Origin of the sequence: Blautia caccae, assembly GCF_040095955.1 — a bacterium.
Classification (GTDB): Bacteria; Bacillota; Clostridia; order Lachnospirales; family Lachnospiraceae; genus Blautia; species Blautia celeris.
Genome location: NZ_JBBMFP010000009.1, coordinates 208,548 through 231,268, shown reverse-complemented (window position 1 = coordinate 231,268; position 22,721 = coordinate 208,548). Strand labels below are relative to the sequence as shown.

General features: G+C 46.3%; 22 protein-coding genes. 14 read left to right on the top strand and 8 right to left on the bottom strand.

Going from position 1 to position 22,721, the window contains the following annotated elements; genetic code table 11:
- Positions 1–7 precede the first annotated feature (7 nt).
- The 3 genes from WMO65_RS12325 to WMO65_RS12315 all read left to right on the top strand — a co-directional run bounded on the left by WMO65_RS12325 (position 8) and on the right by WMO65_RS12315 (position 2,273).
- A complete protein-coding gene (locus WMO65_RS12325) occupies positions 8–259 on the top strand; it encodes a hypothetical protein (RefSeq protein WP_103731978.1) in 252 nt (83 codons plus the stop codon).
- Between the two features lie 237 nt (positions 260–496).
- Entirely contained in the window at positions 497–1,159 is a 663-nt protein-coding gene (locus WMO65_RS12320; protein ID WP_148391631.1) for a GPP34 family phosphoprotein, read from the top strand.
- A gap of 208 nt (positions 1,160–1,367) precedes the next feature.
- Positions 1,368–2,273 (top strand): hypothetical protein, encoded by a 906-nt coding sequence (locus tag WMO65_RS12315; RefSeq protein ID WP_148391630.1) that lies wholly within the window; start codon positions 1,368–1,370, stop codon positions 2,271–2,273.
- 128 nt (positions 2,274–2,401) lie between these two features.
- Here the strand turns inward: WMO65_RS12315 and WMO65_RS12310 are convergent, their stop codons facing one another.
- The 4 genes from WMO65_RS12310 to WMO65_RS12295 all read right to left on the bottom strand — a co-directional run bounded on the left by WMO65_RS12310 (position 2,402) and on the right by WMO65_RS12295 (position 5,170).
- A complete protein-coding gene (locus tag WMO65_RS12310) occupies positions 2,402–2,695 on the bottom strand; it encodes a DUF6442 family protein (RefSeq protein WP_148391628.1) in 294 nt (97 codons plus the stop codon).
- A gap of 130 nt (positions 2,696–2,825) precedes the next feature.
- A complete protein-coding gene (locus WMO65_RS12305) occupies positions 2,826–3,059 on the bottom strand; it encodes a kinase (RefSeq protein WP_148391627.1) in 234 nt (77 codons plus the stop codon).
- Between the two features lie 230 nt (positions 3,060–3,289).
- A complete protein-coding gene (locus WMO65_RS12300; RefSeq protein WP_148391625.1) occupies positions 3,290–4,285 on the bottom strand; it encodes an SPL family radical SAM protein in 996 nt (331 codons plus the stop codon).
- A 27-nt stretch (positions 4,286–4,312) separates the two neighbouring features.
- Positions 4,313–5,170 (bottom strand): AraC family transcriptional regulator, encoded by an 858-nt coding sequence (locus tag WMO65_RS12295; protein WP_148391623.1) that lies wholly within the window; start codon positions 5,168–5,170, stop codon positions 4,313–4,315.
- A gap of 244 nt (positions 5,171–5,414) precedes the next feature.
- On the opposite strand from WMO65_RS12295, the gene WMO65_RS12290 reads away from it, so the two are divergent.
- The 6 genes from WMO65_RS12290 to WMO65_RS12265 all read left to right on the top strand — a co-directional run bounded on the left by WMO65_RS12290 (position 5,415) and on the right by WMO65_RS12265 (position 12,778).
- Complete coding sequence (locus tag WMO65_RS12290; RefSeq protein ID WP_148391622.1) at positions 5,415–7,994, top strand: glycoside hydrolase family 3 protein; 2,580 nt, start codon at positions 5,415–5,417, stop codon at positions 7,992–7,994.
- Positions 7,995–8,132: 138 nt separating this feature from the next.
- Positions 8,133–9,059, top strand: coding sequence for a hypothetical protein (locus tag WMO65_RS12285; protein ID WP_148391620.1), 927 nt, complete (start codon positions 8,133–8,135; stop codon positions 9,057–9,059).
- 60 nt (positions 9,060–9,119) lie between these two features.
- Positions 9,120–9,596, top strand: coding sequence for an RNA polymerase sigma factor (locus WMO65_RS12280; RefSeq protein ID WP_054351069.1), 477 nt, complete (start codon positions 9,120–9,122; stop codon positions 9,594–9,596).
- A complete protein-coding gene (locus tag WMO65_RS12275) occupies positions 9,593–10,300 on the top strand; it encodes an anti-sigma-I factor RsgI family protein (protein WP_148391619.1) in 708 nt (235 codons plus the stop codon). The genes WMO65_RS12280 and WMO65_RS12275 overlap by 4 nt, the downstream gene beginning before the upstream one ends.
- A gap of 177 nt (positions 10,301–10,477) precedes the next feature.
- Positions 10,478–11,764 carry an alkyl/aryl-sulfatase gene (locus WMO65_RS12270; RefSeq protein WP_148391617.1) on the top strand — a complete coding sequence of 429 codons (1,287 nt, stop codon included), beginning with the start codon at positions 10,478–10,480 and terminating at the stop codon, positions 11,762–11,764.
- A 117-nt stretch (positions 11,765–11,881) separates the two neighbouring features.
- Positions 11,882–12,778 (top strand): MerR family transcriptional regulator, encoded by an 897-nt coding sequence (locus tag WMO65_RS12265; RefSeq protein WP_243128779.1) that lies wholly within the window; start codon positions 11,882–11,884, stop codon positions 12,776–12,778.
- Positions 12,779–12,826: 48 nt separating this feature from the next.
- On the opposite strand, the gene WMO65_RS12260 is transcribed toward WMO65_RS12265, so the two are convergent.
- The 4 genes from WMO65_RS12260 to WMO65_RS12245 form a co-directional block, all read right to left on the bottom strand.
- Positions 12,827–14,866 (bottom strand): ABC transporter permease, encoded by a 2,040-nt coding sequence (locus tag WMO65_RS12260; protein WP_148391616.1) that lies wholly within the window; start codon positions 14,864–14,866, stop codon positions 12,827–12,829.
- A complete protein-coding gene (locus tag WMO65_RS12255) occupies positions 14,856–15,620 on the bottom strand; it encodes an ABC transporter ATP-binding protein (RefSeq protein ID WP_033140540.1) in 765 nt (254 codons plus the stop codon). The genes WMO65_RS12260 and WMO65_RS12255 overlap by 11 nt, the downstream gene beginning before the upstream one ends.
- A gap of 307 nt (positions 15,621–15,927) precedes the next feature.
- Entirely contained in the window at positions 15,928–16,962 is a 1,035-nt protein-coding gene (locus WMO65_RS12250; protein ID WP_033140539.1) for a sensor histidine kinase, read from the bottom strand.
- Entirely contained in the window at positions 16,959–17,633 is a 675-nt protein-coding gene (locus tag WMO65_RS12245; protein ID WP_103731701.1) for a response regulator transcription factor, read from the bottom strand. Before WMO65_RS12245 ends, WMO65_RS12250 begins: the two co-directional genes overlap by 4 nt.
- Positions 17,634–17,774: 141 nt before the next feature.
- Between WMO65_RS12245 and WMO65_RS12240 the strand changes: the two genes are divergently transcribed.
- From WMO65_RS12240 to WMO65_RS12220, 5 genes are all read left to right on the top strand, one after another.
- The gene (locus WMO65_RS12240) at positions 17,775–18,329 is read left to right on the top strand and encodes a histidine phosphatase family protein (RefSeq protein ID WP_052099300.1); all 555 of its coding nucleotides are present in this window, start codon (positions 17,775–17,777) and stop codon (positions 18,327–18,329) included.
- Positions 18,330–18,436: 107 nt separating this feature from the next.
- Positions 18,437–19,831: an MATE family efflux transporter gene (locus WMO65_RS12235; protein WP_103731702.1), complete on the top strand. Its 1,395-nt coding sequence runs from the start codon at positions 18,437–18,439 to the stop codon at positions 19,829–19,831.
- Positions 19,828–20,553 (top strand): DUF5058 family protein, encoded by a 726-nt coding sequence (locus WMO65_RS12230; RefSeq protein ID WP_033140537.1) that lies wholly within the window; start codon positions 19,828–19,830, stop codon positions 20,551–20,553. The genes WMO65_RS12235 and WMO65_RS12230 overlap by 4 nt, the downstream gene beginning before the upstream one ends.
- 4 nt (positions 20,554–20,557) lie before the next feature.
- The gene (locus WMO65_RS12225; RefSeq protein WP_033140536.1) at positions 20,558–21,223 is read left to right on the top strand and encodes a membrane protein; all 666 of its coding nucleotides are present in this window, start codon (positions 20,558–20,560) and stop codon (positions 21,221–21,223) included.
- A 12-nt stretch (positions 21,224–21,235) separates the two neighbouring features.
- Positions 21,236–22,678, top strand: coding sequence for a M20 family peptidase (locus tag WMO65_RS12220; protein WP_148391615.1), 1,443 nt, complete (start codon positions 21,236–21,238; stop codon positions 22,676–22,678).
- Positions 22,679–22,721: the final 43 nt, after the last annotated feature.

Here is a 22,721-nt window from a genome sequence, read left to right as displayed (position 1 = left end):
AAAATATATGGATAAAATCGGATTTGCATTGTCTTTTATTCTGTTTGAAATAGGATGTATATGTCTTTTTATTACTGCGCTTTTTGATAAAACGATTCCGGTCATTGGGAAAATGGCAAGTCAATTATCAGAAACTCAAAGCTATAGCGATACTATGTATTTGACAAATTACATGGGAATTTACATATATTGTGCAGTAATAATGATAATTGGTGTGTACCTATGTGTGTTTTTTTACAGAAAGAAAAATCGAAATTGAAAAGCTTCTCATAACCATAAGCTTTATATAAAATCCAATTAAGGAGACTGTCATAAAAAACGGCAGTCTCTTTTTGTTATACACATACAAAAGCATACCGTTCAGGAAGAGATGTATACCGTTTAGGAATTATGCACTCAGCAGAGGTATGCAATATGCTAAAGTTAGTGCATGGAATAAATGAAAAAATACCACAGCCTTGTTTAGCAAACACTAAAAAATTTGGAGGTAACACACATGAACAGAAAATCAATCGCAAAGGAATATTATATTTTAGCCACAAATGAAAATGGATATATGCCGGTAATGCATCAAGACGAATCTATCGCCGGAATCGTGGCGGCGGGTATTATGGACTTAAAACTTAACGGCGTAATTACAATGGAAAATAAAAAAATCACAGTAATCAAAGACATTCCGAATGAACTCAGTCATATAGAATCTCTCTATACATATTTGAAGCAGAAATCACGCACGATGAATCAGTTAATGAATTATTATATGCTGTCAATTGGCAGCAGTATGAAGAAACTAACAGCAGAGCTGGGGGAGTCTTTGCTCCATGATGAAATGGCGACGAAAGGGAAAGGTGGTTTATTCGGCCATAAAACCATATATATTCCGGAAAAAAACCATAAGGAGGAAATGATTAGTATCTTAAAATCAGCGGCAGCTAAGGAGGAAAATTCTCCTCATGATATGGCGCTCATTTATTTATTGATGGAAACAAAGAATCTGTATCGATATTTTACAAATGAGGAATTCTATGAATTAAAATCTAAACGGAAAAAAATGAAGAAAAATCCTCAATATAAACAATTAGATGATATGTTAAATTATGCGGGGGATTTGATGTTTCTTGTTTTTATAGTGGTTGTTATATTTTTTGTTGTCTTTTAGGTTATGCAATCTTGTATTCTGGTTTGCTGACATTTGATTTATTGTTAAGGAGGGACGTAAATTAACACTTAGATAGATAAACTCCAGTGATAATAGGCTTTCGACGTAAGACTGACAGAAAATTGGAATTGGAACATATAGAAAAGTAAAGTGGAAGGTTTATGACGTTTGTGCTATTATTATATTACAAATGTATGGGAGGAATATCTTGAAAAGTAAAAAAGTGAGAAAAAAGAAGGTTGTGTTAAATTCAGCTTTGGCCGTTATTATTGGCGGGGTATTAATGGGATGCTCTGCGAATTCAGAATCCCCTGAGAAGCTGACAAAAGAAAAAGAAGTTAAAAAAGAAAAAGAAGTCAAAAAAGAAACCACGAAGCTGGAAGACTTGGAATTGTCAGACCGGCAATTAATTTTTAAAACAGATGTGGAAGCACTGACAGAATTAAATATTCCGGAATATGCTTTGAAGAAAACCGTCAAACAATATGAAGTTAATGAAGAAGTCGGAGGTAGAATTTTTACTGAAAGCGGAGGGATGACCAGTATATCATATGGAGAGATTGGAGATGAAACGGTCAGTATGGATAAGGAGCAGGCTATTGCGAAGGCAAATGCGTGGATCCATACAGCATTTAATGAGTTTGATGCAGAACTTCTGGAAAAGAAAGAGCCTGTTGTAGCAGAGATGCTTAAAACAGAATTGGGAGATGAGGTTGAGGAATCTGTTATCGGATATAGGATAGAATACCCAAACGAATATGATGGTATAAAAATACAGTATGAGGGTATTAGTGTAATGTTGGATGATTATGGTGTTATCTATGGTAATATAACATGGAATGAATACGAAAAAATAGATTCACCACACGATTACGGAGCAGCTCAAAAAGTTGATTTTAAACGATCGGAAGAATTAATAGCAGACGTAATAACGAAAGAAAATAAGGAATTAGGATTAGATGAAAATAGCGAGGATGCAAAAGTGGTTAGTAATGTAGAATTAATATTTGCAGAAATCGGTGAGGAATCTTATACACCTGTCTGGTACTATGAAATGGAGGATGGGAGAACATATTACGTAAATTGTATGGATGGTCAAGCCAACAGCCTATGATTTATATATCAACAGAAGTGGTCAATTCTGTATCCCCCTAATTCCGGAAGGGAGACCGAAAGCCCGTCCTTCCGGAATTGGGGACAAATGTTGCAGTCCCGGCTGAGGGTATGCAGAAGACAGCCTTTTTATCCGGTAATTCCAAACCAAATAAGCAGGGCTGTTCCAATGATACCCAGTACGATTCCAATGATGAAATATGTTTTTTCTTTGTATTCATCATACTTATATACAAGTGCAGCAGCACCTCCAAAGAACAGGAGAGAAAGACTTCCCTTCCATGCAGGATTACCCTTTACAATACACAGAATCGTCAAAATCTGTGCAGCGGCTGCTACAAAATCAAGCGCATGGCTTCTTGAACGGGTTTCGATCTGATTATCGCATTCATTCTTTACAGGGCGCTGTATCTTTGTTTTCATTTCTGTCGTTCTCCTTTTCCTGAATCTTTCGTAATGGTACTAAGCGTTATCTGTTTGACAGGCAAACATGGGAGAGGAGACAGGTTTGTCTGAAATACAAAAAACGGACTCCCAAGAGCCCATTTTCTGCTTACCAGTCTTTCATGACCTGAAAGATTTCCTCTTCATAGTCACCGGTGATATCTTCATTGTATCCGCCGTGTTTTACATTCGTCTCCACGCCCCAGCCGTCTTCCTGGTACTCCCAGATATGATAAGGGATACCTCTGTAGTCAAAGTCCAGGCTGCCGCAGCCGTCCACTTCATTATATTGGAATTCCAGGGATTTCTCTTTCAGAAGAGTTTGTATTTTTTCCAGACGCATATGTATTTCCTTCCTTTCCGGTTATCTTCAGATAGTATTGTAACAAAGAGAAAGAAAAATAGCCAGCCCTCATGGTAAAAATACTGGCGGAAATTTTGTATGCCGGATGATATGCAGTAATAAACATCCAACCGATAGGAAAGTATGTATCCTGACAGAAGCCACGTATCCCGGAAGATTCGCGGCTTCTTTTTCCGACATATGGATATGTGGGGATAAGTCGGAAACACTTAGCTGAAATATAATATTTCCATATTCGGCAGTTTTCTGGCAAGCTCTTTGCGGAAAAACAGTTCGCCCTCCTGTCTGGACGGTTGATTGTAGCCGTATTTGCCGCGGCCTCTGACCTGCATTTTATCTTTGTCGTAAAGGTCAGGGGCATCCGGGAATGCCTCCTCATTGATCTTGCGGTGGACAAAGCTGTAGCTCATGAAAATGATTTCTATAAATGCTGTTTTCTTGATCTTTTCCGAAAGCTTTTCCGATAGGACCGTGATCAATCCGCTGTACATATCCTGCCATCCGGACAGGAAAATAACAGGGGCAATGAGGATTCCGCAGGGGTATCCTGCTTCACACATCTGGTTCAGGGCTTCGATGCGTTTGTTTAAAGGGGAGGTGCCGAGTTCAATCTGCCGGATGATTTTTTCCGGATTTACGCTCATGCGGAATATGACCCTGCCGCCGTGATGCAGGGAGAGAAGAGGCGCTACATTTGCAAATTTGGTCGGAAAGGTCAGGCGGCCTTTTTCATTTTCGGCAAAGCGTTCTATGGTCCATTCCAGATTGTGTGTGATGGTATTTTCCAGGACCAGATCGCTGTTGCTGCCGATTTCAAAGGTCAGATCTTCTGAAGCGCGGTTCGCTGTTTTCATGATTTTATCAAGCATTTCTTCCCGGTTTACGAAGAGACGCAGATAAGAGCATTTGTTATAGTTGCAGACCAGATAACAGTACAGACAGGCGGCAATGCAGCCGGATGAGGTGTAAGGTACCAGAAAATCAGAGACTTTGGCATTGGGTACATGCCGGTGTGTTTTGCGGATGCCGATAATGAGATACTGCTTCATTTCCCGGAAATCAGAGTTTGGGCGCGTGCGCAGTTCATCTATTTTATTGTGGCTGTCAATGGGAATCCAGGTTTTGTCCTGATATTTCTGCTTCAGGTATTTTCCCAGTTCATAGCCCATGGCTGCTTCTTCATAGTAGATTTTGTCTGGAAACATAATGCGGACCTCCAAGTTAGTATAAACTTAGGATGGCAGTTCCGGTGAAAAATATTCCCTGATCTCGCTTCGTATCTTCTGCGGTGTATCACCATACAATTTTTTAAAGGTGCGCATAAAAACTTTGTAGTTACGGATACCGTTTTTTTCCATGAGTACAGTGATGCTGTCGTCCGTATTTTTTAAATCTTCATATAAATGCATGGTGCGGACAGAGTTCAGGTATTCCAGAAAGGTCTGTCCCGTATACCGTTTAAAAAGACGGCAAAAGTATTCCCGGCTCACTGCCAGACTTGCGGCTGCATCGTCCAGTGTCAGCGGTTTTTGAAAATGATTCCGTACCCAGTCCATGACCTGTGTGACACGTTCCAAGTCCCGGTTGGCCCCCGTTTCCGGTGCGGAAGGGGAGAGCGTACAGAAGTTCCTATACAGATGGTACAGAAATTCATAGAGTTTGGCAGCAAAAAAGAACTGATAACCATTTCCCTGACGGGTATAGGCATCCAGCATATGCTCCAGGCTCTGTCTGAGGCCGGAAAAGACCTCCCCGTTATCCGCAGGAGCGATCATAGTCTGAAAATGCAGTTCGGTGCCGGAAGGCAGAAAATTATGCAGATGCTCAGCGGAAATCTGCAGCAGAATATAACAGACAGAGCCATTGGCACGGGTCATATGGAGTTCTTTGCTGTTGATGATCATCAGATTGCCCGGGGTGAGCAAATAGGAACCCGCCTGTACTACTGCGGTCAGTTCTCCCTCCATCATATACAGAACTTCCAAATAATCATGCCAGTGGGCCGGAATGGTCAGATCTGTACACTGGGAGAGCATGAATTTTGCAGGCAGACCGTTGTTTTCACTGATTTTCTCATAATAGTATGACATGGGCTTTTCTCCTTCCGGTCATGTGGTCTTGTCATGGTGTGTAATTTGAATTTATCAATACTGACAGAGAACCTTCTGGGAACATTCTAGCAAACCAGGTGAAAAATATCAATATCAGCCTATAAATAGTTAAAAAGAACCGTAGAAATTTCCTGTTTTATTCGTCATAATATAAGACAGGATAGCAGCTGGGAGTTACGGAACAGCTGCGGTTAATAAAGACAAGCAGTCTGGGAGGAATACCATGCAGTTAAAAAAGAAAACATTTACAGGAACAACTTCAAATGAAGTGACAGCCAGAGAGACAGAAAACAGAAAAATTGCCCGTCAGGCAGCAGCAGAGGGGTTTGTACTTTTAAAAAATGAGGACCATATTCTGCCCATCAAAAATGGTGCAAAGCTTGGACTTTACGGTGCCGGTGCAGTAAAGACCATCAAAGGCGGCACAGGCTCCGGCGATGTCAATGAAAGAGAATGCATCAATATCTGCCAGGGATTGAAAAACGCGGGATATGAGATCACAAGTGACGCCTGGCTGGAGGCTTACGCATCTCTCTATGAGGAGACACGGCTTAAATGGCGGGATGAGATATTGGGAAAACTGCCGGCATATAACAACAATTTCTTTGAGGCATATTCTACAACCCCGTTTTTCATGCCCTGCGGAAATCCCGTTGATGTGGAAAAGGCTGCTCTGGATGGTGCAGATACAGCCATTTATGTACTGAGCCGTATAGCGGGAGAAAATGCGGACCGTCATGACACGGAAGGTGATTATTATATTTCCGCGGAGGAAAAAGCGCTGATCGCTCAGTTATCAAAGGCTTATGATTCCCTTGTTCTGGTGATCAATACAGGAGGTCTTGTAGACCTGGCGTTTGCAGAGGAGTTTGACAATATTAAAGCTGTGCTGCAGTTTGTGCAGGCAGGGCAGGAGGGCGGCAATGCCTTTGCGGACGTGATATCCGGCAAAGTGACACCAAGCGGCAAACTGGCGGATACCTGGGCCCTTGATTATAAAGACTATCCGAGCAGTGATACGTTCAGCTTTAAAAACGGGGATGTGAATACAGAAAAATACCAGGAAGGCATTTATGTAGGATATCGGTATTTTGATACCTTTGACGTGCCTGTGCGTTATCCGTTCGGTTATGGTCTGTCTTATACGGATTTCTCAGTCAGCACAAAAGGGATTGAGGCTGTGAATACAGAGAGCGGAAAACCGGAAATCGCGGTAACGGTGGAGGTGACCAACACAGGTGATACATACTGCGGCAAAGAAGTAGTGCAGATCTATGTCTCCTGCCCTCAGGGAAAACTGGCTAAAGAATACCGCCGTCTTGCCGGATTTGCCAAAACAGAGGAATTAAAGCCGCAGGAGTCCTGCAGTATGACCATTACATTCCCGGTATACCAGCTTGCCTCTTTCGATGAGGAGAAGGCAGCCTGGATTCTGGAGGGAGGCACTTATGGTATCTGGGTGGGCAGCTCCATTCAGGATGCAGAGCCTGCAGGAAGTCTATGTCTGAACAAAGATGCCGTTCTGGTACAGTGTGAACATATCTGCCCGCTGAAAGAGGAGCTGAAGGAGCTGACACCGGACCATGGCAGGATGATGGAGAAAGAAGCTGCCTGGCTGGAAAAAACAGCAGGGCTTCCCTGTGTACATATGAGCGCAGAGAATATAGGAAAAGAAATCGTGGTTTACTCAGAACTGCCGGAACATTTTACCGGCAGGGCGGGTGAGATTGTGGAGTCCCTGTCCCGGGAGCAGCTTGTGCTGATGGCGACCGGAGACCCGGGAAAAGGCCAGGATGCTGTACTCGGTTCAGCAGGGATCACTGTGCCGGGAGCTGCGGCTGAGACCTCCTCCGCTGCGTCCGGGGAACCCTGGAATCTGCCGTCCATGGCTCTGGCAGACGGCCCTGCAGGGCTGCGCCTGAACCAGAAATATCAGGTGGTTGACGGAGAGATTGTACCTGAGAATTTCATGAACTCTATAGAAAAAGGATTTTTCGCAGAGTCGGTAAAAGAGGAAGGAACCTCCTATTATCAGTTCTGTACTGCGATTCCGGTGGGAACACTCTTAGCCCAGACTTGGAATGCCGAACTTGTAAAAGAAGTGGGAGAGATGATAGGAAAGGAGATGGAACTTTTCCAGGTGACTTTATGGCTTGCACCGGGCATGAATATTCACAGGAACCCTCTCTGCGGAAGAAACTTTGAGTATTATTCCGAGGACCCTCTGCTGTCAGGTATCATGGCTTCTGCCATGACTCTGGGTGTGCAGAAGGTACCGGGATGCGGAACCACCATCAAACATTTTGCCTGCAATAATCAGGAGGATAACCGTATGGGTTCCGACTCCGTACTCTCCGAGCGCGCGCTGCGCGAAATCTATCTGAAAGGATTTGAGATCGCAGTGAAAAATTCCCAGCCCATGTCCATTATGACCTCTTATAATATGATCAATGGCGTGCATGCTGCCAACTGCTACGACATTTGCACCAGGGCAGCCAGAGATGAATGGGGATTTGCAGGCGCCATCATGACAGACTGGACGACGACCTTTGCGTCCCCCAGAGGCGAGTGTACAGCGGCAGGCTGTATGCGTGCGGGCAATGATATGGTAATGCCGGGCATCCCCCAGGATCATGAGAACATCCGTCAGGAGCTGTCAGAGGGAACGCTTAGCATACAGGAGCTGAGACGCTGCATCTGTAATACCGTAAATCTGATTCTGCAGTCCAACCGTTATGAGGATGCAGTCAGCTATCTGGAGCAATTTACAGGGCTGGATTCATATCTGAAGGTGGAAAAGTAAAAAAATAAAATAAATTTCATATTTTTGAAAGGATTCCTCCGGTCCAATCGTTTTATTAGTATAAAGAGGAATTTCCGGGCGTTCTGCCGGGAAGAAACCGCTGAAAATAAAAGGATGAAGAATCGGAGGAATAAAAAGATGAAGTTTGATAAAAGAAAAGTTTTAGCTGCCGCGGCAGCAGGTGTGCTCCTGGTTGGGACAATGAGTACCGTTGTGATGGCAGGAGGAAAAGGGGATCACAGCCGTCTGTGGTGCCGGGATAGTGTGTGCAGAGAACATGGAGCAGACTGCTCATATCCGGAAACCTGTGCAGGAACAGATTATCAGAAGAGGGAAGACTGTGAACATGGAGCAGGTTGTCAGAACCCGGGCAACTGCGTCTATGGTACTTCCGGACAGAGCCGGGATACTGTCATAAACGGAACAGGCAGCCGGGACCGTACAGGTGTTGTAAATGAAGCGGACAGCCAGAATCGTGCAGACACCGGGAATAAAGCAGGCAATCAGAGTGGTAAAGGCACTGCAAATGAAGCGGGCAGCCAGAAACGTACAGGTACTGCGAATGAAACTGACAGCCAAAACCAGTTCGTCACTGTGAGCTATGAGGACAGTGTGAAACAGACATCTGCCGGGAATAATCCAGACAGTCAGGCAGATGCCGCAGACAGTCAAAACCAGACAGATTCTGCGTATCATGCAGACGGTCAAAACCAGGCTAATACTGTCATCACCGACAGCATAAATAGAACCGACTGTCAGAATCCGGAAATCTGCATGAATGGAACCGACTGCCGGAACCAGGGAGTCTGCATGAACAATGAAGACTGTCAAATCCAGGAGAAGTGTGAGTACGGCGCCAATTGCCAGATTCATGAAGCCTGCAGGAACAGCGCAGCCTGTCAGAATTCGGAAGAGTGTGAGTACGGCGCCAACTGCCAGATCCATGAAGCCTGCAGGAACAGCGCGGCCTGTCAGAATCCGGAAGATTCTGTGAACGGCACAGACACTTTCGGGGGCCATGGGAAACATCACGGCAGCAGTCATGGAAATCATCACGGAAAATAAGACAGCATCAAGGAAAAGAAGACAGATAGTATCATATAAAGCCGAAAGGATTTCATTCACATGATGACAAAATGGGACATCAATGTAATAGTGGAAGAATACGCAGATACCATAACCCGTATCTGCTATTCTTATGGAAAGAATTATGATGACACCCAGGACATTATGCAGAACGTCTTTTTGAAGCTGATGCGCGCCAATCCGGAATTTGACTCTAAGGAACATGAAAAAGCCTGGATCATCCGGGTGACGATTAATGAGTGCAAGGATTTCCTGAAGAATATTTTCCGCAGGCATACTTCCCTGGAGGAAGCACAGGAAATTCCCATAGAGGAGAAGGAGGATTTATCTTACATACGGGAGGCAGTCCTGAAACTGCCGGACAAATACAAATCCGTTATTTATCTCTTCTATTACGAGGGATACACAGCAGTGGAAATAGCGGGAATCCTGCATAAAAAAGAGAATACCGTTTATACCTGGATGAACCGTGCCAGACAGATGCTGAAGGATATGGTAGGAGGTGACGTGGAGTGAGCAGAAAAATCAGAGACGCATTTGATTCTGTAAAAGCAGATGAGCAGATGAAGGAAAAAACAAAGGAAACCCTGATCGCCCAACTGGATTCCTGTTCAAAACGCCGCTTTTACCAAAGACCGGTATTTTACCGGACACTGGCAGGGGCTTTGCTGCTGGTACTGGTGTTTGCGGGGAGTATGAGGGCTTATGAGATAAAAGCCGAGGCAGCATATATCACTATGGAAGGCCCGGTTGAGATTGGTCTGTCCGTAAACGGCAAAGAAACGGTGATTTCAGCGGAGGGTCTGAACGAAGACGGAGAGAGCATAATCTCCCAGGTGGATGTGACGGGAATGCATTACCAGGAAGCGCTGCAGGCCATTATGGAGACAGATTCCTATCAGGAGTGCCAGGGGGATAAGGCGAAGGTGAAGGTTTCCTGCCATGATGACGAGCAGGAGGCAGATATGCAGCAGAGCGCCAATGAGGCCTGCCACTCATACGGTCAGCAGTACCGTGAACATCACAGCCGGGAACATGACACGGAGACAGAAGGCCACAGAGAAAAACACAGCGGCCAGGGCAATGGAAAACACGATGAGAAATCCAGGGGTGACCAGTCGGAAGAGAGTCAGGAAAATCAGCATAGCAGTCATTCTTCCGGCGACTCAGACTATGAAAATACAGAACACGGGCATAGAAACGGGCATCACGGAGAATAAACACAGCATGACAGGACATAAAAACATCACCACAAAAAACGGCATCAGCCATTACGGCTATGCCGTTTTTTCGTCCATTTCCTTCTGCCTTCTGGCATCGGCAGCAAGTTTCTCATGTTCACACCCCTGTAATTGTGGTAAAATAGAGAAAAACCAAAGGAATGGAGGCATAATTATATGCTTATAGAAAATGGCGGTCAGACATTACGGGACTTTACAGAAAAAAATTACAAAGAAACCGTTTCTGAAGTGACAAAAGGGGTGTGGTTCGTATCAGGCTTCGGGCACAGCAACGCTGTCTTTGTTGAGGGGGCTGCCGGCGTTATTTTAATTGATACTCTGGACACCCTGGAGCGCGGGCAAAGATTGTCAGAAATCATTGAAAAGAATACTGGCAAAAAAGTAAAAACCATTCTTTATACACACGGACATCCCGATCACCGGGGCGGCGCAGGGGCATTTCAGGAAAGCGCAGAGGAAATCATAGCCTTTGAACCTGTAACTGCTGTATTGGAAAAAACGGAACTTCTGCAGGATATTCAGAATCTGCGGGGAAAACGGCAGTTTGGATATTCTCTCACAGACGAGGAAGCCATCTCTCAGGGAATCGGACCGCGGGAGGGCGTGGTCTACGGGGAACACAGGGCTTTTGTCCCACCGACCAGGGTTTGTCAGCAGGAGCGCATTGTCAGAGAAATTGACGGGGTACAGGTCGAGATGGTTCGTCTTCCGGGTGAGGCGGAAGAACAGATCATGATATGGTTCCCTGAAAAGGAGGTGCTGTGCTGCGGCGACAATTATTTTGGCTGTTTTCCCAATTTATACGCGATTCGCGGCGGACAGTACCGCAATCTCGCAACGTGGATCCACAGTCTTGATGTGCTCATGTCTTACCCTGCAAAATATCTTCTGCCGGGCCATACAGCGCTGATATCCGGCAATGAAAAAATCCGGGAAGTGCTGGGGAATTTTAAAAATTCTATTGACTATATTCTCACCAAAACATTAGAGGGAATGAATGCAGGCAAAAGCCCGGAAGAATTGGCTTCTGAAATCCGACTGCCCGGGGAATATGCAAATCTTCCGTATTTGGCAGAGCATTATGGATGTGTGGAGTGGACGGTACGAGAGATTTATTCGGCATATTTAGGATGGTTTGACGGAAATCCGACGAATCTCCATCCCCTTGCCCCGAAAGCGCATTCCGAAAAAATGCTGGATCTGATAGGCGGCAAAACGAAAACTTTTGAGGCGGCCAAAAAGGCACTAAAGGAAAAAGAGTACCAGTGGTGCCTGGAGCTCTGTGATCTGCTGCTGGCTGCGGAACCTGACAGCAAAGTGCTGCAGTTAAAAGCCGCAGCTCTGGAAAAAACGGCAGAATACGAAACAAGCGCAAATGGGCGCCATTATTATATGGAATGCGCAAAAGAACTGCTCCGTGCAAACGGAGATATCCAAGGATAAAAATTATATTTCCCCCTTTTAAATTTATTGAAAAACAATATTGACTCTCACGTTCCGTGATAGTGTAAGATGAAATTATCATAGAAAAGAAATATGATACAGAGCTGCAAAAAACACATGGACAGAAGGGAGTGGAATCATATTAAGACAGTAAAACAGGTTTCTGAGCTAACAGGGATCAGCGTAAGGACATTACAGTATTACGACGAGATAGGGCTTCTGGCACCAACGAAGCTGACGGATTCCGGCTACCGCTTATACGATGACGCTGCACTTGGAACCTTGCAGCAGATACTGTTTTTCAAGGAGCTGGATTTCTCTTTAAAAGAGATCAAAGCAATTATCGAAAATCCGGCCTTTGACAAAACAGAGGCGTATAAGCAGCAGAAACAACTATTGGAGACAAAGAGAAAACGGCTGGACAAAATGATTCGTCTGTTGGGAAAATTAGAAAAGGGGGAAACGTGTATGAGTTTTGAAGAATTTGATACAAAAGAATATTTTGACATGCTATCCGAATTCCGGAAGGAGCATGAGGATGCTGTCATAAAAAGCTTTGGAAGCATGGAAGCATTTGATGACTGGGTGAGTAAGTGGAAAGGAAAAGAGTCCTTCCTGGTTGACGCTGCCAAGAAAAATTATGACAGTATGGATGATTTTATATCTGCCATGAGAAAGAATCTGGAACATATGCCCGAATTGATGGAAAAAGGACAGAAACTCAAAGAGGACGGCGGACTGCAGCGGAACAAGGAGCTTACAGAGGCTCTGGTATCCAATCTGACAAGAGACCCGGGCTCGGAGGAAGTGCAGGCGATCATAAAGGAATGTGTGGATATCACGGAAAAACTGTACGAAGGAATGGAAATGGGCAAAAACTTCTGGGAAAACATGATTGACGGCTATCTGCATGAAAAATTTTTGATTGATACTATGGATAAAAACTATGGCAAAGGGGCCTCTGAATTTATAGGAAGAGCCTACCAGTATTTTATTCAGAACAGAAAAGCATAGGGGACAATATCAGGGGGAAGTCCGGTAAACCGGGCTTCCCCTTAAATGTTATTCCACATCAGGCACTTTCTGCGCGGACATGATATTCCGTTTGAATTCAATGTAAGTTGCGATAAAGTAAATTATATACACACCGCCGAACAGCAGCAGTGCAAGCCCGAAGTAAGACCAGGACGGTGCCTGCACACCGGAGTATTTGACGAAATTATGGCTGATAAAGCCCACAATGCCTCCGCTGAGCAGTACCGCTCCTGCAAAGGGGCAGATATAGTAAATGACAAGCTGCCGGAAAATTATCTGGTTCAGTTCCTTTGTCCGCATGCCCAGTTTGCCGAGAAGCTGATAGCGGTATTTGTATTTTCCGGAATCTGAGAGCTGCTGGACTGCCAGCACTGTGAGCGCCACACAGAGGAACACAAGCCCTACATAGATCAGCGGAAAGATCAGGGTGGAGAGCAGAAATTTCATTTCCCTTGCGTCGTTTTCTTTCAGAAATACCAGCTTATCAGACACATAGATGGCATCTGATCCGGTTCCCCGGTCCAGGCTGTCCATATAGTTATCCAGCTCTTCATAGGAATTATTTTTCATATTGATGCCCCACATGGACAGCACCTGGTCGTAGAAATCATCCGGAAGGCTGCCTTTTATACTGGCTGCCATGAGGGAGTAGTAAGGCGTCATGGAGGCCGCCGTTTCATCCGGGACGACCAGTATATAATCAGCACCGTTGTGTCCGCTTTGCTCAAAGGTATCGGTATAGATTCCGGCACAGACATAGTCCTGCCCCTGAATGTGCAAAGGGGTTTCGGAGAACGGCAGCAGTGTTTTTTTCAGCCTCTTTTTTGTCTGTATCAGATACTGGTCCTGCTGAAGGCTGACCGGCTCCAGATGCAGCATCTGCCGCAGGCGGTTGTAATCGCTTAAACGCATATAGGTGTCGTATTTAAAACAGGAGTAATAGTAAGTGTCGTTCTCAGAAAGCGCTTCCGTAAGATAACGATTGCAGGAATTGGTATGATCCTGATAAATCTCATAGGCCAGAAAATCTGTGATTTTCGCGTACTTTTCCGTCAGCGCTTTCTCTTCGGCAAAATCATAATCGGTATGTTCGTTGTATATGCAAACATCAAAGGGATATTTTTCCTGCACCTGTGTGTTTTGAAACTGGTTCAGCATCAGGGCATCCGATACCCCCACCAGGGCCACCATAAAAAGAATCGTGAGTGTGCCCAGCGTAAACTGCATGGTTTTTACTTTGGAGGCAAGCTGCCTGAGAAGGAATATATTGGCTCCGTTATATACGCCGGCTCTTCCTTTCCGGATGTAGCTGATAAGAAAAGCGGAGAGCCCCATGTACAGAAAATAGACGGAGACAATGAGTGCCGCGATCATGGGATATACATTCCATTGATTAAAATGCCCAAAGTACAGCATCCAGCCAAACAATAGAATCGTGAATAGGGAGACAAAAAACATCCACTGTTTTCCCGATTTATTTCCGTTTTTCAATTCCTCATTCTGGCGGTCCAGGTACATCATCTCACGGATATTCATTTTCTTAAAACGCCGGTTGCTCCGGAACATTGCCAGCACATAGGAGCCGAAGAAAATCCCTGCAGTCATAAAAAAAGTCGCTATGTTCCATTGGATATGGATCGTGTAGTCAGCCTGCACAATGGCATAGATCAGGGTTGTGATAACCTGCTGCAGAAAGAGGCCGGGAAGCAGGCCGATGAAGAAAGCAGCCAGGCCCAGAAGCAGCATTTCTTTTAAAAACAGCCTTGCAATCTGCTTTTTGTGAAATCCGAGAAGCAGATAGGTAGCAAATTCCCTGCTTCGCTTTTCCGCCATGAATTTCATCATATAGTGCACCAGCCATATCATGATCAGCACGATAAAGAAGGTGGCCAGACCCAGCATGGCGCCCATCATTCCCGCCTCGGCGCATAGCTTTTTTACATCCTCTGAGAAGATCATGGAGTCAAAGGAGAACATCAGGGCAGCAGTGAATACCATGGTCAGAAGATAGATGAGATAGTCTCGGAAGGAGCGTTTGGCATTGCGAAGAGCCAGCTTATTCAGCATCCCCATCACCTCCTGTCAGGGAGAGCACATCCAGGATCTCATCCAGGAATTCCTTCCTGCTTCTGGAGCCCTTCTGCAGTTCATGAAAGATTTTTCCGTCCTTTAAAAATAAGATGCGCTTGCAGTAACTGGCAGAAAAAGCGTCGTGGGTGACCATTAAAATGGTGGCATTCATCTGCTCGTTCATATGGGTAAAAGTCTCCAGCAGCATCCGGGCAGATTTGGAATCCAGAGCGCCTGTAGGCTCATCCGCGAAAACAATTTTCGGATGGTTGATCAGTGCCCTGGCACAGGCACAGCGCTGCTTTTGTCCGCCGGATACCTGGTAGGGGAATTTGTCGCAAAGGGGCAGGATATCCAGGCGCTCCATGATCTTTTTCGTCCGTTCCTGGATCTCCTTTTTGCTTTTCTTTGTCAGTGACATGGCAAGGGAAATATTCTCCTGAATGGTCAGCGTGTCGAGCAGGTTGAAGTCCTGGAAGACAAATCCCAGATTGTTTTTCCTGAAATCAGCCATTTTATCCTCGCTGAGCCTTGTGATGTCCTCGGGACCGTAATAGATATGGCCTGAGGTAACCATATCCACAGTTGCCAGCAGATTTAAAAGTGTTGTTTTGCCGCTTCCGCTGGCTCCCATGATACCGGTGAACTCCCCCTTGCTGACAGTAAAAGAGATGCGGTCCACAGCTTTTGTGAGATTGTTTTTACTTCCGTAATATTTTTCTATATCCTCCACACGGATTAATTCTTCCATCTTGTTATCCTTCCTTTCCGGCTGTTGTACAGGGGAGTTCCCTGTTCTTGGTTCTATGATACCGGAAAGCGTCTGTGTTTCATATCAATGTAGTCTGCAGTAACCTTACAATTTTGAAAGATTGGCGTTACTGTTCACGGCCAATGTTCCGCGAGGGGTTTTCCCCAAGGGGATGCTGCGCGATGCGAAGCAAAATCCCGAGTTGGCCAGCGCCAAAATGCAATTTATTGCATTTTGTACCCTAAAGGGCAGAACTGTTCTTCGCGAAGCGTGTTACTGGGCACGCAGTGAACAGTAACAGATTGGCTCAGGCTTCTGCATTTTGTCCGTCTCTGGAGAAATGACTGCTGCCGTCAGGAAAATGCAGCAGTATTTTTGTGTATTTTCCTTCCTCAGAACGGGCTTCTATGGAGATTCCCAGTTTTCTGCAGAGCTTTCGGCACAGATACAGTCCGATCCCTGTGGACTGCCGGTTATGTCTGCCGTTGGTTCCGGTAAATCCCTTGTCAAAAATGCGCCCGATCTCACTGTCCTGAATGCCGATACCGTTATCTGAAACAATAAGTGCAGTGCTGTTATTTTCCCTGAGAGTATCAATGGTTATGCGCAGGCTTTCCTCTTTTTTATACTTGACGGCATTGAGAAATATCTGGTTTAAAATAAATTCCAGCCATTTATCATCGCAGTATACCATTTCCTCACAGCCGTGAAGCTCTACCTGCGCCTGATTCTGTATCAAATAAGGGCGGATGCGCTGGATGGCAGTCAGAACCGCGTCTTTCAGCACGATCCGGTGTATGAAGTAGTCCTGATACACCGTGTCAGATCTGGCATAGAAAAGTGCTTTTTCCACATCATTTTCCAGCTCTGAGAGCTGGGCTTTGATCTTTCTCGTCTCTGCTGTTTTGTTGTTGTCACAGATGAGGTTCATGGAGGTGATGGGAAGTTTTACTTCGTGTATCCAGTTCTCTATAAAGTCTTTATACTCTGTGCGCTCGGATTCCAGATGATGGACTGTGTCGATGACGGATTTGTTGGAGCTTCTGAGGATCCTTTTATAGAGCCGGTCCTCCAGGCGGAAGGAATCCGGCATGACCTCTGATATGAGATAGGGCTTGTCCAGCGAGTCTGATATGTGGAACAGCTCTTTAAAGTACCGGCTTCTTCTGTACCAGTCAACGGTGAACCAGACAGCCAGAAGAAAGAGCCAGGCCAGATAAAAAAGCAGAAGCTGGTTCTTTTTCATACCGCAGGTGTACAGGTAGATAAAACTGCCTGTCATGCACAGTATCTGCATCAGTATGGTCAGTATTTTGTCTTTGATATATTCCGGAAAATTCATATGCGGTACCCCTGTCCTCTCCTTGTCTCAATCAGATTTTCCACGCCGATCCTGCGCAGCTTGCCGCGGATACGGGTGATGTTCACACTCAGTGTATTGTCATCAATGAATATCTGATTATCCCACAGATCGTCTATAATGTCTTCCCTGGGTACGATTTCACCGCACCTGGAAAAGAGATTCCAGCAGATGCGCAGCTCGTTTCTGGTAAGCTCCACTGTCTTATCCCCGCAGGCCAGAGTGCTGTTCAGAAGATTGAGCCGGCATCCGCGGCAGGTCAGGATACAGGCATCCGTGGCTGTGTTTTCCCTTCCCGAGCGTTTCAGCACCGCGGCTATTCTGGCAAGCAGAATGGGGGCCACGTAGGGCTTTGTGATGTAGTCATCGCCACCCATCATGATGCCGTTCAATTCATCCATGGAGGAACCCCGGCTGGTCACAAAGATGACAGGCGTGTCTTTTGTTTTGCGGATCTCCCTGCACAGAGACAGACCGTCAACTCCCGGAAGCTGGATGTCCAGCAGGATCAGATCAGGGGAGAGCGCGTCCACCTGAGCGGGAATATGGGTAAAATCCTCTATGACATCTGTCTGATACAATGCGTTTTCCAGCATCAGCTTCAGTTCACTGCGGATATCCGTATCATCTTCAATAATTAATATATGGTACAAATTCAGGCCTCCTGCTGTTTTTCTTATATTATAGTATTCCCGGCGGCGGTTTGCAATGAAAAGGAAAATTCATTGCGTTAATTGACAAAAACGAGTATAATTTTAAATTAAGAGAAAAAATGGAAAAAGGAGAGCATTATCATGGACTTACTGCTGGTCAGACACGGGGAACCGGATTATTCTGACGTTGATAAGAGAGGTTATGCAGGGCACGGCCGTGATCTGGCAAAACTGACAGAGAAGGGAGTGCAGCAGGCAGAACAGGCGGCTGGGGACAAAAGACTTCCGGGTGCGGATCTGATTCTCTCTTCCCCCTATACCAGAGCGCTTCAAACCGCGTCTGTCATATCCCGGGTTACCGGTATTCCCCTGACCGTGGAAACAGACCTGCACGAATGGATGCCTGATTTGACCTTTACATACACGGGGCCGGAGGAAATCCCGGCTATTCTTAAGGAGATGGAACGGTATGAAGGAGAGTGGTGCAGCGAATGTAAATACCACTGGGAAAGTCTTTCAAAGGTTGGAGAAAGGGCCTTTTTGGCAGTGAAAAAATACATGCACTGTAAAAAGATAATTGTGGTTTCCCATGAGACGGTCATACAGCGGTTTATAGAGAGGAAATCTGTAGCCAGTGGCTCTGTGATACAGATGGACTTTCAGCAGGAAAGCAGGTGGCTGGGATTTTACCGTTAAAGCGTGTAAAAGAAAACAACAGCCCCAAAATTGAGGAGAATATGGTTCACTATGAAGTGTAATGACACACACGGATGCATGGACAGAAGAGGGATGGAGACAGTGAAATGACAGGAATACGCAGGACAGAAAACACGAACTTACATATCAAGGTAAATAAAACATTTTATTACAGCTTTTTTTCTATATACGCGGCACTGGTGCTGCAGAACGTTATCACGCTCAGCGTAAATCTGGCGGATAATATGATGCTGGGAGCTTACAGTGAAACATCACTGGCAGGCGTGGCAGCGGTCAATCAGATCCAGTTTGTATTTCAGCAGATCCTTATGGCACTGGGAGACGGGCTTGTGATCTTCTGCAGCCAGTATTGGGGGAAAAAGCAGACGGAACCCATGAAAAAGATTGCAGCCACAGCTATGCATGCAGGGCTTGTGGTGGCGCTCCTTTTGTTTGTGCTGGTCAGTCTGTTTCCCTTCCAGGCAGTGGGTGTTTTTACCACTGACAGACACATCATCGAGGAGGGTGTGCAGTATCTGAATATCATACGGTTCACGTATCTGTTTTTTGCGGTTACCCAGCTTTTGCTGGCAGCGCTGAGAAGCGTGGAGGTGGTAAAGATTGCGTTTGGCCTCTCCATTATGACATTTTTTATCAACTGCGGAATCAATTATGTCCTCATATACGGACACTTCGGCGCACCGGAAATGGGAACCGCAGGCGCAGCGGTGGGAACGCTGACAGCCAGAATCGCAGAGTGCGCTGTGCTGATCCTATACATAGCAAAAAAGGAAAAGAACCTGAATCTCAGATTAAAAGATTATCTGTCATTCGACAAAGTTCTGTGCAGGGACTACTTTAAGATCACAGCACCCATGGTGGTGGTACAGAGCCTCTGGGGTGTCAATACTGCTCTGCAGACAGTGATCCTGGGGCATATGACATCCGCGGCGATTGCCGCCAACAGCGCGGCGTCCACACTGTTTTTGATGGTGAAATCCACAGCAGTGGGAGCAGCCTCCACGGCATCAATCATCATAGGAAAGACCATCGGAACAGGAGACATAGCGCTGACGAAGGTGTACGCAAAGGTGATGCAGAGAATGTTCCTGGTGATTGGAATCTTATCGGGAATCCTTTTATTCTTTATCCGCATTCCAATTCTGAATCTTTATGATCTGTCGTCTGCAACTAAAGATATGGCCAACACATTCCTGATCATTTTGAGTGTAGTCTGTGTGGGCATGTCCTACCAGATGCCCACCAACAACGGGATCATCCGGGGCGGCGGCAATGCTATGTTTGTAGTGAAAATGGACCTGATCAGTATCTGGGGCATTGTCATACCTCTGTCATTTTTTATGGCGTTTGTGATGAAAGCATCCCCGGCAGTTGTGGTTTGCTGCCTGAACGCGGACCAGATATTCAAATGTGTACCGGCGTTTCTGGAATCCCATTATGGGAACTGGATACGGAAGCTGACAAGGGAGGAGAACACATGAAATTTCAGCCAAACAGTACCTTTTTGTTTACCCTGGCAGGACTGGTGATCCTGTTCGTTATTGCCCAGTCCATATTTTTCCTGGTGCGGGCTTACAGGCGGGGAAAAAGCCTGGGAATCGAGACAGCGCAGATGAAGAAGACCATTCTGTCTACCGCAGTATTTACCTTGGCCCCGGCTGTGTCCATACTGCTGGGCGTCATCACACTGTCTAAGTTTTTGGGGCTGCCTCTGCCGTGGCTGAGGCTCAGTGTCATCGGAGCCATTACATATGAACTTCCGGCAGCCACGTCCACAGCCAATGCCCTGCATATCTCCCTGTCGGAGACCGTGACAGACCCGAAAGTCTATACAGCCATCTGCTGGGTCATGACACTCGGCATCTTTCCGGGGCTTATCTGGGTGCCCCTCTTTATCAAAAAGATTCAGGGAGGCCTGCTGAAGATCAAGAATAAGGACAGCAAATGGGGCGATATTTTTATGACAGCCATGTTTTTGGGCATGATATCCGCATTTCTGGGAATGGTGTTCTCTGATATCCGCAATGGACTGAAGGGCTGGATCCCAATCTTTGTCCTGCTGTTTTCCGCTCTTCTTATGGGTATCTGCGGGATTCTCATAAAAAAGTGCGGCTGGAAATGGCTGGAGAATTATGCGCTTCCTGTCAGTATGCTGGGAGCTATGATCTTTGCGGCGGTTATCACACCCATGATAGGAGGTTGACAGGATGAAGAAAAACGGCAGAACATATGAAGACATGACACACATTTACGGGCGCATCTGGATTCTCTGCGCGCTGGGCATGATTTTCGCCTATCCCATTGTCACCTGTATCTATTATCAGGCGTGGCCGGGCTGGAAACCGGTACTCAAAGGACTTCTGGGTGTGGCGCCTATTTTCTGGACGGTTGGCTTGATCGAGGTGGTGACCTTTGTTCCCATGCTGGGGACAGCCGGGTCTTATCTGGCCTTTGTCACCGGTAATCTGACCAACCTGAAGGTTCCGGCAGCCCTCACCGCCATGGAGAATGCAAGGGTAAAACCGGGAACAGAGAAGGGAGAGGTGATTTCCACCATAGCGGTTGCCACCTCCTCCATTGTCACCACCATAGTCATTGCCCTGGGCGTGGCGCTTCTTGTACCGCTGACCCCAATACTGAATAATCCGGCAGTAAAGCCTGCCTTTGACAATATACTTCCGTCCTTATTCGGCGGTCTGGCGGTGGTGTATGTGAGTAAAAACTGGAAGATTTCCGTGGCGCCGCTGCTTTTTATGGTCATACTGTTTCTTCTGGTACCGTCCCTTTCCGGGTCTGTGGGCGTGCTGGTACCTGTTGGGGCGCTGATCGCCATTGGCTCGGCAAGATTTTTATATAAGAATGGAAAGTTATAGGAGGGATTTGAAATGCTGCAGATGATATTGTGGATTCTATTGGCGGCAGTCATTGCATTTTTGGCTGTTATCTTAGTGCGGGCGGCGATGTTCAAGCCAAAGCCGGGGCCAAAGCCCTCCGGGGAGCAGGTCACAGTAGATGAAGAAAAGACGGTACAGGACATGGCAGAGATGATACGCTGCAAAACCGTATCGTATAATGACGAAAGTCTCATAGACAAGGCTGAATTTAAAAAATTCCAGGAACTGCTTCCGAGAATCTATCCTGAGATCCACAGCCGTCTGACCCGCCAGTTTATCGGGGTTAACGGCATGCTGTACCACTGGAAAGGAAAAGAGGAGGGGCGCCCGGTTGTCCTTATGTCCCATTATGATGTGGTGCCTGTGGAGGAATCACAGTGGGAGAAGCCGGCGTTTGCAGGCATTGTGGAGGATGGTGTGCTCTGGGGCAGGGGAACACTGGATACCAAAGGAACCCTCTGCGGAATCATGGAGGCTGCGGAGCAGCTTCTAAAAGAGGGATTTGTGCCGGAACATGACATTTACTTTGCCTTTTCCGGACAGGAAGAGATCAATGGGCCGAGCTGTCCGTCCATTGTGGACTGGTTTGAACAAAACGGCATTTCCCCGGCTATGGTAGTAGACGAGGGCGGCGCCGTGGTGGAAAATGTATTTCCCGGCGTTTCACGGGAATGTGCCCTCATCGGTATCGCTGAGAAGGGTCTTACAAACATTGAATTCCACGCAAAAAGCAACGGCGGCCATGCCTCCATGCCTCCGGTCCATACCATTGTTGGAGAGCTTGCCAAGGCAGTGACAGAGGTGGAAAACCATCCCTTCCCCCGCCAGCTTACCAAACCCGTGAGGGAAATGCTGGACATACTGGGGCGCCACTCCGGTTTTCTGTATAGAGTGATTTTTGCAAATCTCTGGTGCTTTGAGGGGCTGTTTGACAAGGTGTGCAAAAAGTCCGGCGGTGAGCTGAATGCCATGATGCGGACCACCTGTGCCATGACAAAAATGGAGGGCGGAAAGGCCTACAATGTGATTCCGCCCATGGCCTCTGTGGGTATGAACCTGAGGCTGATTGGCAGAGATACCGTGGAGTCTGCCAGGGATTATCTGTCCCGCACCATACAGAATCCGGATATAGAAGTGCGTGTGGTGGAGGGAAGAAATCCTTCCGCAGAGTCGGATACTTCCTGCAGGGAATGGGAACTTTTATCCCAGGCAGTATGCGACACCTGGACAGAGGCACTGGTTTCCCCGTATCTCATGATGGCATGCAGCGATTCCTGGCATTACTGCAGGATCACGGACAGGGTGTACAAATTTTCTGCGATGAAGCTGTCTAAAGAGGAGCGAGGTATGATTCATGGAAACAATGAAAGAGTTCCCGTGAAAACCCTGGTAAAGACCGTTGAGTTTTATATTCGCCTTATGAAGCGCTGTTAGAAGAACGGCGGAGTATGGGCACTATTGGTGAAAGAAAAAAGCT